12 protein-coding genes and 2 riboswitches are annotated in these 13,978 nt (G+C 68.0%); of the genes, 6 read left to right on the top strand and 6 right to left on the bottom strand.

All coding sequences use genetic code 11. The annotated features are described in order from the left end of the window. Positions 1-24: 24 nt before the first annotated feature. Positions 25-181: riboswitch (TPP riboswitch) on the top strand. A gap of 60 nt (positions 182-241) precedes the next feature. The 3 genes from tenA to ACZ5EF_RS04485 all read left to right on the top strand — a co-directional run bounded on the left by tenA (position 242) and on the right by ACZ5EF_RS04485 (position 5,076). Beyond that, on the top strand, positions 242-910 hold the full coding sequence (tenA, locus tag ACZ5EF_RS04495) for a thiaminase II (RefSeq protein WP_346063849.1): 669 nt from the start codon (positions 242-244) through the stop codon (positions 908-910). A gap of 131 nt (positions 911-1,041) precedes the next feature. Then, positions 1,042-1,181, top strand: a riboswitch (TPP riboswitch). Between the two features lie 76 nt (positions 1,182-1,257). Then, on the top strand, positions 1,258-3,147 hold the full coding sequence (thiC, locus tag ACZ5EF_RS04490) for a phosphomethylpyrimidine synthase ThiC (protein ID WP_346063850.1): 1,890 nt from the start codon (positions 1,258-1,260) through the stop codon (positions 3,145-3,147). Positions 3,148-3,276: 129 nt separating this feature from the next. After that, positions 3,277-5,076: a sugar phosphorylase gene (locus ACZ5EF_RS04485; RefSeq protein WP_346063851.1), complete on the top strand. Its 1,800-nt coding sequence runs from the start codon at positions 3,277-3,279 to the stop codon at positions 5,074-5,076. Here the strand turns inward: ACZ5EF_RS04485 and ACZ5EF_RS04480 are convergent, their stop codons facing one another. The 3 genes from ACZ5EF_RS04480 to ACZ5EF_RS04470 all read right to left on the bottom strand — a co-directional run bounded on the left by ACZ5EF_RS04480 (position 5,077) and on the right by ACZ5EF_RS04470 (position 7,917). Beyond that, on the bottom strand, positions 5,077-6,297 hold the full coding sequence (locus tag ACZ5EF_RS04480) for a glycosyltransferase family protein (protein WP_346063852.1): 1,221 nt from the start codon (positions 6,295-6,297) through the stop codon (positions 5,077-5,079). Beyond that, a complete protein-coding gene (locus ACZ5EF_RS04475; RefSeq protein ID WP_346063853.1) occupies positions 6,294-7,193 on the bottom strand; it encodes an HAD-IIB family hydrolase in 900 nt (299 codons plus the stop codon). Before ACZ5EF_RS04475 ends, ACZ5EF_RS04480 begins: the two co-directional genes overlap by 4 nt. Positions 7,194-7,386: 193 nt before the next feature. Continuing rightward, complete coding sequence (locus ACZ5EF_RS04470; RefSeq protein ID WP_346063854.1) at positions 7,387-7,917, bottom strand: porin family protein; 531 nt, start codon at positions 7,915-7,917, stop codon at positions 7,387-7,389. 207 nt (positions 7,918-8,124) lie between these two features. On the opposite strand from ACZ5EF_RS04470, the gene ACZ5EF_RS04465 reads away from it, so the two are divergent. After that, positions 8,125-9,246, top strand: a complete 1,122-nt coding sequence (locus tag ACZ5EF_RS04465) for a pyridoxal-phosphate-dependent aminotransferase family protein (RefSeq protein WP_346063855.1) — start codon at positions 8,125-8,127, stop codon at positions 9,244-9,246. 76 nt (positions 9,247-9,322) lie between these two features. On the opposite strand, the gene ACZ5EF_RS04460 is transcribed toward ACZ5EF_RS04465, so the two are convergent. Then, the gene (locus ACZ5EF_RS04460; RefSeq protein ID WP_346063856.1) at positions 9,323-10,003 is read right to left on the bottom strand and encodes a CBS domain-containing protein; all 681 of its coding nucleotides are present in this window, start codon (positions 10,001-10,003) and stop codon (positions 9,323-9,325) included. Positions 10,004-10,240: 237 nt separating this feature from the next. Between ACZ5EF_RS04460 and ACZ5EF_RS04455 the strand changes: the two genes are divergently transcribed. Beyond that, the gene (locus ACZ5EF_RS04455) at positions 10,241-10,843 is read left to right on the top strand and encodes a class I SAM-dependent methyltransferase (RefSeq protein ID WP_346063857.1); all 603 of its coding nucleotides are present in this window, start codon (positions 10,241-10,243) and stop codon (positions 10,841-10,843) included. Positions 10,844-10,882: 39 nt separating this feature from the next. On the opposite strand, the gene gfa is transcribed toward ACZ5EF_RS04455, so the two are convergent. Both gfa and ACZ5EF_RS04445 read right to left on the bottom strand, forming a co-directional pair. Continuing rightward, positions 10,883-11,461, bottom strand: a complete 579-nt coding sequence (gene gfa / locus ACZ5EF_RS04450) for an S-(hydroxymethyl)glutathione synthase (protein ID WP_346063858.1) — start codon at positions 11,459-11,461, stop codon at positions 10,883-10,885. 55 nt (positions 11,462-11,516) lie between these two features. Then, positions 11,517-12,527, bottom strand: a complete 1,011-nt coding sequence (locus tag ACZ5EF_RS04445) for a LacI family DNA-binding transcriptional regulator (RefSeq protein ID WP_346063859.1) — start codon at positions 12,525-12,527, stop codon at positions 11,517-11,519. Positions 12,528-13,026: 499 nt separating this feature from the next. On the opposite strand from ACZ5EF_RS04445, the gene rbsK reads away from it, so the two are divergent. After that, on the top strand, positions 13,027-13,974 hold the full coding sequence (gene rbsK, locus ACZ5EF_RS04440) for a ribokinase (RefSeq protein WP_346063860.1): 948 nt from the start codon (positions 13,027-13,029) through the stop codon (positions 13,972-13,974). Positions 13,975-13,978 lie beyond the last annotated feature (4 nt).

Raw genomic sequence — 13,978 nt, 5'->3', positions numbered from 1 at the left:
TCTGCCAAGCTGCTAGACTAGGCCCAACGCTTGACGGGGTGCCGGTAGACCGGCTGAGATGGCGCGGGTGAGCGGACCACAGGGTCGCCACCGAGCGTCGATCCCGTAGAACCTGATCCGGGTGAATGGTGCGCTGCGGCGCCCATATGAACCGGCGTAGGGAATCAGGCGGGCCCTCGCCTATCCGGCTACTGCCCTCCCCCCCTTTCGCCCCACTCCGGATCCCACCACCGGAGGTTGCATGGGCTACGCTTTCGACGATCTCAAGGGTGCCTGCCATCACGACTGGCGCGCCTATATCGAGCACGACTTCGTGCGCCAGCTGGGCGCCGGCACCCTGGAGACCGGGGCCTTCCGCCACTACCTGAAGCAGGACTACCTGTTCCTGATCCACTTCTCCCGGGCCTATGCCCTGGCCGCCTACAAGAGCCGGACGCTTTCCGACCTGCGCCATGCCCATGCCGGCCTCAAGACCATCCTCGACGTGGAGCTGCAGCTGCATATCGACTTCTGCCGCGACTGGGGCATCGACGAGGCGGAGCTCGCCGCCCTGCCGGAGGCCAAGGCGACCCTGGCCTATACCCGCTATGTACTGGATACCGGCAACCGCGGTGATCTCCTCGACCTGCATGTGGCCCTGGCCCCCTGCCTGGTCGGCTATGGCGAGATCGCCCAGTGGCTGGCCGCCCAGTCCTTCACGGTGCGCGGCCCCGCCAACCCCTATGACGCCTGGATCGCCATGTACGCCGGCGACGACTTCCAGGCCGCCATGCGCGATGAGATCGCCTGGTTGAATGGGCGCCTGGCGGAGGTCACGCCGCGGCGCTTCGAGGAGCTGGCCACGGTATTCCGCGATGCCACGCGGCTCGAGATCGACTTCTGGCAGATGGGCCTGGATCGCGCGGATTAAGCGATTTTCCCAGGTGATAGTCGAGTTGATCCGGCGCTCGACTCACCCGAGCCGAGCCTAGAGAGAGTATCGCGTGTCGTTCCTGGTCAGGACGGCGCGCTTGACCGCGATACCCCGGTATCGCCCGACCACCACGCTTGACGGGGTGCCGTTGATGACGGCTGAGATCATGCAGCGCTCGAGCATGGATCCCGTTGAACCTGAACTGGCTAATTCCCTGTTTTCAAGGACAGGAGAGGGTACCAGCGTAGGGATCAAGCGACACGCCGCCGGGCCCCCTGCCCGGCCGCCCCTGTCCTCCCCAGCGGTACTCCCTGACAACAGCACAACCCTCAAGGGAGAACACCATGAGCAAGACCGCCCATTTCCTCGCCGAGACCGCCCGGGTCGACGCCGCCGCCGTCCAGCCGCTGCCCGGCTCGCGCAAGGTCTATGTGGAAGGCTCGCGCCCGGATATCCGCGTGCCCTTCCGCGAGATCAGCCTCTCGCCCACCAAGACCTCCGGCGCCGATGAGGAGAACCCGCCGCTGCTAGTCTACGACACCTCCGGCCCCTACACCGACCCGCAGGCCCAAATCGACCTGCGAAAGGGACTCCCCGAGCTGCGCCGCGCCTGGATCGAGGAGCGCGACGACACCGAGTTCCTCGACGGCCCCACCTCCGAGTACGGGCAGCGCCGCGCCAATGACCCGACCCTCGCCCAGCTGCGCTTCGACCTGACCCGCACCCCGCGCCGCGCCAAGCCCGGCAAGAACGTCACCCAGCTGCACTACGCCCGCCAGGGCATCATTACCCCGGAGATGGAATTTATCGCCCTGCGCGAGAATCAGCGCCGCCAGGCGCTGGGCACGGCGGAGGTGGAGCGCATCCTCGGCCATCAGCACCCGGGCCAGGGTCATGGCGCGCGGCTGCCCGAGGAGATCACCCCGGAATTCGTGCGCCAGGAAGTGGCGGCGGGCCGGGCGATCATCCCCAACAATATCAACCACCCCGAGTCCGAGCCGATGATCATCGGCCGCAACTTCCTGGTGAAGATCAACGGCAACCTGGGCAACTCGGCGGTGACCTCCTCCATCGAGGAGGAGGTCGACAAGATGACCTGGGGCATCCGCTGGGGCGCCGACACCATCATGGACCTCTCCACCGGGCAGAACATCCACGAGACCCGCGAGTGGATCATCCGCAACGCCCCGGTGCCGATCGGCACCGTGCCCATCTACCAGGCCCTGGAGAAGGTCAAGGGCGTGGCCGAGGACCTCACCTGGGAGGTGTTCCGCGACACCCTGATCGAGCAGGCTGAGCAGGGCGTGGACTACTTCACCATCCACGCTGGCGTGCTGCTGCGTTACGTGCCGCTCACCGCCAAGCGCGTGACCGGTATCGTCTCCCGGGGCGGCTCGATCATGGCCAAGTGGTGCCTCTACCATCACCGGGAGAGCTTCCTCTATACGCACTTCGAGGAGATCTGCGAGATCTGCAAGCAGTACGATGTCGCCTTCTCGCTGGGTGACGGCCTGCGCCCCGGCTCGGTGGCCGACGCCAACGACGAGGCGCAGATGGCCGAGCTCGAGACCCTCGGCGAACTGACCCATATCGCCTGGAAGCACGACGTCCAGGTGATGATCGAGGGCCCCGGCCATGTGCCCATGCACCTCGTGAAAGAGAACATGGACAAGCAGCTCGAGTACTGCGACGAGGCGCCCTTCTACACCCTGGGGCCGCTGGTCACCGATATCGCCCCCGGCTACGACCACATCACCTCCGGCATCGGCGCGGCGATGATCGGCTGGTACGGCTGCGCCATGCTCTGCTACGTGACCCCCAAGGAGCACCTGGGCCTGCCCAACAAGGACGACGTCAAGACCGGCATCATCACCTACAAGATCGCCGCCCATGCCGCCGACCTGGCCAAGGGTCACCCGGCCGCCCAGCGCCGCGACAACGCCCTGTCCAAGGCGCGCTTCGAGTTCCGCTGGGAGGACCAGTTCAACCTCGGCCTGGACCCGGACACCGCCCGGGAGTACCACGACGAGACCCTGCCCAAGGACTCCGCCAAGGTGGCCCACTTCTGCTCCATGTGCGGGCCCAAGTTCTGCTCCATGAAGATCAGCCAGGAGGTGCGCGACTACGCCAGCGAGCACGGCCTCGACGGCGATCAGGAAGCCGTCATGAAAGGCATGGAGGAGCAGGCCGAGAAGTTCCGCAACAAGGGCAGCGAGCTCTACCAGGAGGTGTGACGCCTCCACCATCCACCCGAACGATCACGCCGGCCCCAGGGCCGGCGTGATGACTCCGGGTCTGTCATCCCCGTCCCCTGGCACGCCCCCTGCATACTCAGGGAAAGCGGACAGCACGGTGGTCAGCCCATGGAATCCCCTGCCTTTACCCCTTCCCTTACCACGCCCCTGGAGCACGATGCCTTCCGCGAGCGGGCGCACCGTCATCTGGCCGTCCTCTATGGCCCACGCGCCGACGAGGTCCACCGGCGCCTGTTGACCCTGCTGGCGCATCGCCCCCCGGCGATGCACCGCCGCGAGGCGGGATCGCCGCTATGGAGCGAGCGTGACCAGTGGCTGATCGCCTATGGCGACAGCCTGCTGGACGACGACCGGCCGCCCCTGGCGGTGCTGGATGAGTTCCTGGAAACGCGGCTGGATGATGCCTTCAGCGGGGTGCATGTGCTGCCCTTCTTCCCCTGGAGCAGCGACGACGGCTTTTCGGTGATCCACTATCGGGAGGTGGCCCCCCAGTTGGGGGACTGGTCGCATATTCGCCAGTTGGCCGCGACGCATGACCTGGCGGTGGACCTGGTGCTCAACCATGTCTCCCGGGAGTCACTGTGGTTCGTCGACTACCTGACCGGCAGCCAGCCGGGGCGCGACTACTTTATCGAGATGGATCCCGACAGCGACCTCTCGGCGGTGGTACGCCCTCGCAGTACGCCGCTGTTGGTGCCGGTGGCCACCCGCCGCGGCACCCGCCACCTCTGGGCGACCTTCTCCGAGGACCAGATCGACCTGAACTTCGCCAACCCCGACGTGCTGCTGGAATTTATCGGCATCCTGCTCTTCTATCTCGCGCAGGGCGCACGGGTCGTGCGTCTCGACGCCATCGCCTACCTGTGGAAGGAGCTGGGTACCTCCTGCATCCACCTGCCCCAGACCCATGAAGTGGTGCGCCTGCTGCGCGCCGTGGTCGACCATGTGGCGCCCGGCACCCTGCTGCTTACCGAGACCAATGTGCCCCACCGGGAGAACCTCAGCTACCTGGGTCTTGAACGGCTTTCAGCCGGGGGACTGGAGCGACCGGCCGAGGGGGACGAGCCCGACGAGGCCCATCTGGTCTACCAGTTCACCCTGCCGCCGCTGCTGCTGCACACCCTGACCGGCGGCGATGCCACCACCCTGGCCAACTGGCTCGAGAGCCTGCCCGAGCTGCCACCGGGCTGCGGCTACCTGAACTTCACCGCCAGCCACGATGGCATCGGCGTGCGCCCCCTGGAGGGCTGGCTGCCGCCCCACGAGATCGAGGCGCTGCTGGAACTGATGCACCGCTTCGGCGGCTTCGTCAGCATGCGTCGCCAACCCGATGGCCGCGACAGCCCCTACGAGATCAATATCACCTGGTTCGATGCCATGAAGGGCACCCGGCGCGGCGCCGATCCCTGGCAGATGGAGCGCTTCCTGTGCAGCCAGCACCTGATGCTGGCCCTGCGGGGCATCCCGGCCCTCTACCTGCACTGCCTGACCGGCACCCTCAACGACCTGGAGGGGGTCGAGCGCAGCGGCCGGCTGCGCTCCATCAACCGCCGCCGCTGGCGACTCGACGAGCTCGAGGAGCTGCTCGACAGCCGCAACACCCCGACCCGCGAGGTCTTCCTGGCGCTCAAGCGCCGCCTGGCGGTGCGACGCCGGGAACCCTGCTTTCACCCGGACGCCCCCCAGCGGGTGCTGCCCGCCCCGCCACAGCTGCTGGTGCTCCAGCGCGGTCCCTTGGCCGACGGACGCCGCCTGCTGGCGATCCATAACGTCACCGACAAGCGCCAGCCGCTGGCCCTGGCGGCGCTGGCGGAAGGCGACTGGTACGACCTGCTGGAGGAGGCGCCCTGGGCGCCGATGGAGAGCCTGGCGCCCTACCGCAGCCTGTGGCTGGCGGAGAAGCCGTAATCACACCTCCCCGGCATTATCGGCCTCCACGGCGGCGTGGAGCCGCGCCGGCAGGTCGGGAATGGCCGCCCGTACGCGATTCCAGCTGGGGATAAAGGGGCGCTCCCGGGGATTGTCGAGGAAGGCGCTGCCGGCCTCGAGCAGGTTGGCGGCGAACAGCTCCACCGCGCGCTCCTCGGCATGGCGGTCGAGACGCAGGCCGTTCATCTCGGCGTCGTGGGCATAGGCCTCGATCAGGTCCAGGGCCAGCCGGTAGTAGGTGGCCTTGATCGTACGGAAGCCCTCGGCGCTGAAGGTCACCCCCTGGGTCGCCAGCTTGCGGTAGAGCGCCTTGGCGATATCCAGGCTCATGCGGTTGAGACCGGCGGAGGCGTCCGCCTCGGAGACCGGCTGATGCTTGTGGTCGTAGGCGTCGGCCAGGTCCACCTGGCAGAGGCGCTTGGTGGAGTGATTGCGGTGCAGCTCGGAGAGCACGCCGATCTCCAGCCCCCAGTCGGCGGGGATACGCAGGGAGTCGAGCACCTCGGCGCGCATGGCGAACTCGCCGGAGAGCGGGTAGCGATAGCTGTCCAGGTACTCCAGGTAGGGCAAGGGGCCATGGATCCGCTTGAGGGCGCGCAGCAGCGGGGTGACCAGCAGTCGCGATACCCGGCCGTTGAGCTTGCCCTCGGCGAGGCGGGGGTAGTACCCCTTGCAGAACTCGTAGTTGAAGTGGGGGTGCGCCACCGGGTAGAACAGGCGTGCCAGTAGCCCGCGATCATAGGTGAGGATATCGCAATCGTGCAGCCCCACCACGGCGCCACGGCCCGAGGCCTGCACGAAGCCGCTGCAGAACCACACATTGCGCCCCTTGCCGGGCAAGCGGGGCGACAGCCCCTGGGCCTCCAGCTCGGCGTCCAGGGCGCCTAGCCGCGGGCCGTCGTTCCACAGGATTCGATGGGGCTGGGGCAGGCGCGAGAAGAACTCCCGGGCATGCCGGAACTGCTCGCGATCGGCCCGATCCAGGCCGATCACCACCTCGGCCAGGTAGGGTACCCGGGCGAGCTCCTCGACGATCGCCGCCAGCGCCGGCCCCTCCAGCTCGGAGTAGAGGGATGGCAGGATCAGGCTCATCGGCCGGCGCCGGGAGAAATCGGCCAGCTCGGCCTCCAGCGCCGCCACCGGGCGGCGGGTCAGGTTATGGAAGTCGGTGACGATGCCATTCTGGTAGAAGTCGCTCATGCCATCGCCTCCCCTTGCCCGGCCGGGTTGCTCAGGGCCGACTCGCCCCGGTGTCCGTCTCGCCCCCACCAGTGGGCCACCCCCTCGGCCCAGCCGGCGGGCCCGGCAACACGACTGCGATAGAGGGCCGGCTGGGCGGGGGCGACCGGCTGATCATGGTGGCCACGGATCAGTACCGCCTGGTCCACCGCCTCGAGCATGGGAATGTCATTGGGCCCGTCGCCCAGCGCCAGGGTCAGGGGTCGATGCCCCCTCAGGGCGGTATAGCGCCGCACCAGCCAGCGCACCGCCTCGCCCTTGTGACAGGCGCCCGTCACATGCCAGAAGCGCCCGCCGCGCACCAGCCTCAGGCCATCGCCGGCGAGGCCGTCGCGCAGGGCCTCGAGGCCGGCCTCGCCGCCTTGCCAGAGCAGCGGCTCGCTGCCCTCGCGCCGCCGCGCCAGCCGCGCCTCGGGTTCGCTGAGCCCGGTGCAGGCCACCAGCTCGTCGAGGGGCAGCTCGCTCAGGGGGGTAAAACGCGCGTCCAGGCGATGCCGCCAGATCGCCAGCCGCTGGCGGATAAAGCCGATATCCACCCCCAGCGACTTGATCACCAGGCCATCCGGGTCCGGGTCGCGCTCCAGGCGCGCATGGCACCAGGCGGGAGGCAGGCCCACCAGGGCCCCATTCTCGGCCACGAAGGGGGCCTCCGAGAGCCCCAGGGCACGGCGCAGCGGCAACAGCTCGTGGCGGGTCTTGCTGGTCACCGGGATCACCGGTATGCCCAGTTGCTTGAGCCGCGTCAGCCAGGGGCGGGCCGGCGACCAGTCATAGTCGTGATGATCGAGCAGCGAGCCATCCAGGTCGGTGAATAGCAGCCGAGACGGCGTATCCGGGAGAAAACGAATGGAGGACATGGCGACACCTGCATGGCAAGGATAGGGTTTACCCTGCAGGGCCCGTGCCAACCTCCCTTGTCCGGCCCCGCAACCCAAGTCCCTGGGGGACTTTCCGCCCCTCCCCGGCCACCGCGGCCTTGCACCAGGATGGTGCTTCAGAAACGACGACGCCCCCGCCGAGGGCGGGGGCGTCAGTCGTGGCAGACAAGGGTTAGAACTGGTAACGCAGCCCGACGCTGGCGGCATCGACATTGGCATCGGACTTGTCGAGGTAACGAATATAATCGGCCCCTACGGAAAGGTTGGGCGCGACTTCGAATTCGGCACCGGCCCCATAGGAGAAGCCATCATCCCGGGCACTGCCGCCCGGCGAGAAATCGAAATCCACCTCGGAGTAGCCCAGCAGGCCATAGAGCCGGAACTCCTGGGAGATCGGCAGGATGCCCTTGGCGAAGCCGCCGACCAGATAGTCGAGCTCGGCCTCGACACCCTGCACGGTATCGGAGCCTCCGGTCCCCAGGTGGCCCTCGACGGCGAAGTAGTCGTTCAACTGAACGCCGCCCCGCAGACGCAGGCCCACGTCATTGGCCGAGGAAGCTCCCTTGGGGTCGAGGTCCCAGAACATGGCATCGCCCCCCACGTATCCCTGGGGATAGAAGCCATGCTGATTGGCCTGAGCCGTGGTAGCGAAGGCCCCTACCGCCAGCAGGGCGGCGGCAGATGCGGCAACAAGAAATCTCATGACTACCTCCATTAAAGAACAGTGTTTTTTAACACCTCTTGGAGTGTGGGCCCGGAGCTTCCCTGGCGCAAATGAAATGTTTTCAGGCATCGCTCACCCGACCGGAGCCAGACTCTCTTTCCCGGCTTGCCTGGTGGTCTGCACTGGCCGTTAGCCAAGTGAGCGAATATCCTTGCTAGCAGTTTCCCGACAACTCAGGAGAAAACGATGTCCGGCCTGCTGCCCGATGTGGATCCCGATGGTCTGCTGGAATACTCGGTGGTCTACACCGACCGTGCTCTCAACCATATGTCCCGCGCCTTCCAGGCGGTGATGACCGACCTCTCCGCCACCCTCAAGCGGGTCTATGGCGCCGAGGTGGCGGTGATCGTGCCGGGGAGCGGCACCTTCGGCATGGAGTCGGTGGCCCGCCAGTTCGCCACCGACCAGGCGGTGATGGTGATCCGCAACGGCTGGTTCAGCTACCGCTGGAGCCAGATCTTCGCCATGGGCGATATCCCCTCCCGAGAGCTGGTGCACCAGGCCCGCCGCCAGGGTCAAGGCGCCCAGGTGCCCTTCGCGCCGGCGCCCATCGAGGAGGTGGAGGCCAGCATCGCCGCCGAACGCCCGGCGCTGGTCTTCGCCCCCCACGTGGAGACCGCCTCCGGCATGCTGCTGCCGGACGACTACCTCAAGCGCCTGGCCGATGCGGTGCATGGGGTAGGCGGCCTGCTGGTGCTGGACTGCATCGCCTCCGGTACCCTCTGGGTGGATATGCGAGCCACCGGCGTGGACGTGCTGATCAGCGCCCCCCAGAAGGGCTGGAGCGGCACCCCCTGCTGCGCCATGGTGATGCTCTCCGAGCGCGGCCGCGAGCGCCTGGAAGCCACCATCAGCAGCAGCTTCGCCATGGACCTGGGCAAGTGGCACGCCATCATGCAGGCCTATGAACAGGGCGGCCATGCCTACCACGCCACCCTGCCCACCGATGGCCTGCGTCGCCTGCGCGATATCATGGAGGAGACCGAGCGGGTCGGCTTCGCGCGGGTGCGCGATGCCCAATGGGAGCTGGGTCGCCGGGTGCGTGAACTGCTGGCCACTCGGGGCTTCGCCAGCGTGGCCGCCGAGGGCTTCGCCGCCCCCGGGGTGGTGGTGAGCTATACCGAGGATGCCGGCATCGCCGCCAAGTTCATGGCCGCCGGCCTGCAGGTGGCCGCCGGGGTGCCCCTCCAGTGCGACGAAGGGGATGACTTCCAGACCTTCCGCATCGGCCTGTTCGGCCTCGACAAGCTGCTCGACGTGGAGCGCAGCGTCACCACCCTGGCCGCGGCCCTGGAACGACTGGACTGATCGCCCTCTTCCGCGCCGGAACACGACGAAGGGGTGGCCCATGGCCACCCCTTCGTCGTCTCGGCAAGCGGACCGGTCACACGCGGCCCATGCCCTGGGGCAGCATGCCCAGGTTGTTCTCCACCCGCTTGACGCCGGGGATGTCTTCCGCCGCCACCTGGGCCGCCTTGCGCTGCTCATTGCTGTCCACCAGGCCCCATAGCTGCACCTCGCCCTGCACCACGATGACATTGATCTGGCCCAGGCCCAGGGTCTCTTCCAGCTCCTTGTGGAGGCGATCGCGGATGGCCCGATCGTCCACGGTGGCGCCCTCCTCCAGCCCCGCCACCGAGAAGCCCCGCAGCAGGTTGGCACGGCTGACGATGCCCAGCAGGCGCCCATCCTCGGTGACCGGCACGCGCTTGATGCGATGCTTCTCCAGCAGCCGGGCGATATCGTCGATGGGCATGTCGCCGGCGACCTCGATCACCGGCGAGGTCATCACCTGCTCGGCGGTGCGGCCGTGGGACTTGATATAGTCCAGCGGGCTCGCCGGCGTCTCGAACAGGGCTCGCAGCCAGTGGCGGGGGCGCTCGCCACTGCCCTCGATACGACGCAACAGGTCGCCCTCGCTGACGATGCCCAGGACCCGGTTGTCGCCATCCACCACCGGCACCGCGCTGATATGATTCTCCAGCAGCAACCGCGCCACCTCCTGCACCTGAGTGTCCGGGGCGACGGTGATGACATTGGGCGTCATGATATCCACGGCTTGCATAGCATTCCCTCGTTGGCCAGTGCCCGGGAGACCAGGGGCGGCCCCCGCGGCCTCGTTATTCTCTGAATGTAGCAGAGCGGCGACTGGCCAGACTTGATCCAGGACAAGACGGCCGACGCCTCGGGGCCCGAGACGCGGTGGATCGGCGCCACAGGCCTGGATTTCACGGCGGATCGGCGCTAATTCCGCCGGGCTGCTAGAGTGGAGTCATACCCGCCCATCGCAGGAGAGACGCCCATGACGGTGCCCGACCGCCCCAGTCGCGTGCTAGCCCCTTCACGACGTGCCCAGCTCTCGCTGTTCGCCAGGAACTTCTTCAAACATCCCCGCATGCTGGGCTCCATCATCCCCAGTTCCCCCTTTCTGGTACGGCGCCTCCTCGATCAAGTGGGCTGGGAAGAGGCTCGGGTGGTGGTGGAGTACGGCCCCGGCGTGGGTACCATTACCCGGGAGATCCTGGCTCGGCTGGCCCCGGACGCCACCCTGCTGGCCCTGGAGACCAACCCGGATTTCGTTGCCTACCTGGGCGACTCGCTCCCCGACCCCCGCCTGCAGGTGGTGGCCGGCTCCGCCGAGACCATCCAGGCGGAGCTGAGCCGACTGGGCCTGCCGCCGGCGGACTATATCGTCGCCGGCATTCCCTTCAGCACCATGCCCGCCGACTGCCGCCAACGTATCCTCAGCGACAGCCGCGAGGCGCTGGCCGACGACGGGGCCATGCTGATCTACCAGTTCTCCCCCAAGGTGGGCGGCGACCTGAGGCGTCTCTTCTCGCAGGTAGAGAAGGGCTTCGAGCCGCTCAATATCCTGCCGGCCCATCTCTATACCTGCCACCGCTGACCGCGTCCCGCCGGGAGGGCTCCCGGCGGGACGCGGCGCTCAGGCGGCCTGCTCGCCCTTGGCCTTGGCGATATGGGTGGCGATGGCATCCATCAGGGTCGGCGACAGGCAGTCGTAGGGCTCCAGATTGAGCTGGCGCAGGCGCTCGCGGATCACCGGCATGCGCCCCGGGTCGACCCCCGATTCGATGATCGACGAGACGAAGGCGGCGAAGCCCGGCGGTGCCCAGCCGCCGTGGTGGGAGAGTTCCGGGTGGATAAAGTCGAGGCCATAGAAGGGGTGATCCTTCTGCTCGATGCGCCCGAACAGGTGCACCCCGCAACCGGTGCAGGCATGGCGGCGAATCACCGCCTTGCGGTCGAGGATCTCGAGCTTCTCCGCATGCGCGATGACATGCACGCTGGCCCGGGGTACCACCGCCACCTGGGAGAACAGGGCCCCCTCCGGCTTCCAGCACTTGGTGCAACCGCACAGGTGGTTATGCTGGCACTGCTCATGGATGGCCACCACCACCTGGTTCTCCTCGCAGTGGCACACCAGGGTGCCCCCCTCGAAGTCCGGATCGGCCGGCGCGATGCCGTTATCCACCGCCGGATGCAGCTTGACGGTATCGTTCATGGTGACGCCTCCTCTAAGGGATCCCGGAAGGCGAAACCTTCCGGCGCGACACCTCTCAGTGTAGATCCGTCGGCGGCCCACACACCGAGTCGCGAATCACCCGCTGCGGCGGGATCCGCACATGCTCGATGACCGCTGCCTTGGCGGCGATGGCCGCCGTCAACAGCCGGCAGGCCTCGCGACACAGGAGGGCGGTCTGCTGACTCAAGGTGGTCAGCGAGGGGGTGAGGAGGCGGGCGATCTCGATATCGTCGTAGCCGATGATCGACAGCGTCTCGGGGACGCGCAGGCCGCGTCGCGTCGCCTCGCCGATGGCCCCCAGGGCCAGCAGGTCATTGAAGGCGAACAGCGCCGTGGGGCGCCGCGGGCCGGCAGTCAGCGCCTGGATGGCGGCCTCGCCGCCACTCACCTCGAGGTTGCCGGCATAGACCCAGGCCGGCTCGACCTCGAGCCCCGCCTCCTCCAGGGCGCGCCGAAAGCCCCGATAGCGCTGCCGGGACTGGTAGTGGTCGGCGGGGCCGGTGATGCAACCGATGTCTCGATGGCCCTGCTCGATCAGGTAGCGGGTGGCCAGGTAGCCGCCCTGCTCGGAGTCATCGACGACGCTGGCCAGTTCCGGGGCCTCGTTGTCCATCAGCACCACCGGGAAGGGGCAGGCGGTCAGCAGCGCCAGGAACTCCTCGGAGATCACCGACTCCAGCACCAGCAGGCCATCGATACGCTTGCCCTTGAGGGTGCGGATATAGCTGCGCTGCCTGTCGATATCGCGCCCGGAGTTGCATAGCATCAGGTTGAAGCCCGCCGCATAGAGGGCCGCCTCCACCCCGGAGACCACCTCGGCGAAGTAGGGGTTGGTGGAGCTGGTGACGATCATCCCGATGGTGTGGGTGACGTTCTTCTTCAGCGACTGCGCCGAGCTGCTGGGGGTGTAATCGAGGCGCTCGATCGCCGCCATCACCCGGGCCCGGGTCTCCGGCTTGACGAAGCGGGTACCGTTCACCACATGGGAGACGGTGGAGACCGAGACCCCCGCCGCCTTCGCCACATCGCTAATCGTCACCATCATCAGCCTCCGCCATTCCGCCCGTTGATCACCACCGTTCCCGTGCCGCGTCCCCGGGCCTGGCCTTCCTCCCGGCGCGCCCCGGGCTCGTCGCGACGCTCAGGATACGCGATCCGGGCCGCCGCCGCCCAGCGACGCACATGATAACCCCTTGATTTTCTGGTTAAGCCGCCTACCGAAATCGCCGCAGCTGCCCGGCTGGCGGTGCCGCTGGCCTATCGACAGGCTAGCGAATCGGGGCAAAGAAAACGATTGCGCAAACGTTTTTATTTGCCTAGGGTAGGCAAAAAACAACCACAAGTCCCTGAGGTACCCCGATGGCAGCCCACGCATCGCCTGCCCGTGGCCGGCACCCGACCCGCGCCTACCACGATGTCCACCCCGGCACTCGCGGCACACCCGCTTCGCCCTGGCCACGCTCCGGCCCCGCCGGCGGCCCGCGCCTGCCTGCCCTTCGGGCCCAGGACTCGGTGTCTTTCCGCCAACTCCCAGGATCAACACAGTGACATTCACAACGTCCCCCACTCCCCCCCTCGACACTGCCGAGGTGGTCGTCGTCGGTAGCCTGAATATGGACCTGGTGGTGCGCACGCCACGCCATCCCGTCCCCGGCGAGACCCTGCTCGGCCACGGCTTCGCCACCACCCCCGGCGGCAAGGGCGCCAACCAGGCCGTGGCCGCGGCGCGCCTCGGCGCCACCACGGCGATGATCGGCCGCCTCGGCGATGACGCCCATGGCCGGGCCCTGCGCGACAACCTGACCCGGGAGGGCATCCGCCATCAGGCCGTGCTCACCAGCCCCGCCGGCGAGACCGGGGTGGCCATGATCCAGGTCGATGACGCCAGCCAGAACAGCATCGTGGTGATCCCCGGCAGCAATGCCGAGCTCACCCCCGCGGATGTGGAGACCGCCGAGGCCCTGCTGGCCTCGGCCAAGCTGGTGGTCTGCCAGTTGGAAGTGCCCCTGGAGACGGTGCGCCACGCCCTCGAGCGCGCCCGGGCCCATGGCGCCACCACCCTGCTCAATGCCGCCCCGGCCATGGCGCTGCCCGGCGAACTGCTGGCCCTGGTCGACTGGTTGGTGGTCAACGAGAGCGAGGCCGAGGCCCTCGGCGGCTGCCCCGTCGCCGACCCCGACCAGGCGGCCCGGGCCATCGAGCGGCTTCAGGCCCTGGGCTGCCGGCGGGTGCTGATCACCCTGGGCGCCCAGGGCGTGGTGGCGGGCCTCGAGTCGGGGCTCCATCACGCCCCCGCCCGGCCGGTGGCGGCGGTGGATACCACCGGCGCCGGCGACACCTTCGTCGGCGCCTTCTCCGCGGCCCTGGCCCGCGGCGCCGAGGTGACGACGGCACTCCAGGAGGGGCAGGCCGCCGCCGCCATCGCCGTCACCCGCCCCGGTGCCCAGGCGGCGATCCCCTATCGCCACGAACTCCCCCCCGCCACCCCCTGAGGAG

It is taken from the genome of Bisbaumannia salifodinae (assembly GCF_055388505.1).
This window is presented reverse-complemented; position numbering and strand designations above follow the sequence as displayed.

Coding starts and splice junctions, on each gene's coding strand:
- ACZ5EF_RS04455 (WP_346063857.1), top strand. CDS start 10,241: ATGACGGTGCCCGACCGCCCCAGTCGCGTGCTAGCCCCTTCACGACGT.
- thiC (WP_346063850.1), top strand. CDS start 1,258: ATGAGCAAGACCGCCCATTTCCTCGCCGAGACCGCCCGGGTCGACGCC.
- ACZ5EF_RS04465 (WP_346063855.1), top strand. CDS start 8,125: ATGTCCGGCCTGCTGCCCGATGTGGATCCCGATGGTCTGCTGGAATAC.
- ACZ5EF_RS04475 (WP_346063853.1), bottom strand. CDS start 7,193: ATGTCCTCCATTCGTTTTCTCCCGGATACGCCGTCTCGGCTGCTATTC.
- ACZ5EF_RS04470 (WP_346063854.1), bottom strand. CDS start 7,917: ATGAGATTTCTTGTTGCCGCATCTGCCGCCGCCCTGCTGGCGGTAGGG.
- ACZ5EF_RS04445 (WP_346063859.1), bottom strand. CDS start 12,527: ATGATGGTGACGATTAGCGATGTGGCGAAGGCGGCGGGGGTCTCGGTC.
- gfa (WP_346063858.1), bottom strand. CDS start 11,461: ATGAACGATACCGTCAAGCTGCATCCGGCGGTGGATAACGGCATCGCG.
- ACZ5EF_RS04485 (WP_346063851.1), top strand. CDS start 3,277: ATGGAATCCCCTGCCTTTACCCCTTCCCTTACCACGCCCCTGGAGCAC.
- ACZ5EF_RS04480 (WP_346063852.1), bottom strand. CDS start 6,297: ATGAGCGACTTCTACCAGAATGGCATCGTCACCGACTTCCATAACCTG.
- tenA (WP_346063849.1), top strand. CDS start 242: ATGGGCTACGCTTTCGACGATCTCAAGGGTGCCTGCCATCACGACTGG.
- ACZ5EF_RS04460 (WP_346063856.1), bottom strand. CDS start 10,003: ATGCAAGCCGTGGATATCATGACGCCCAATGTCATCACCGTCGCCCCG.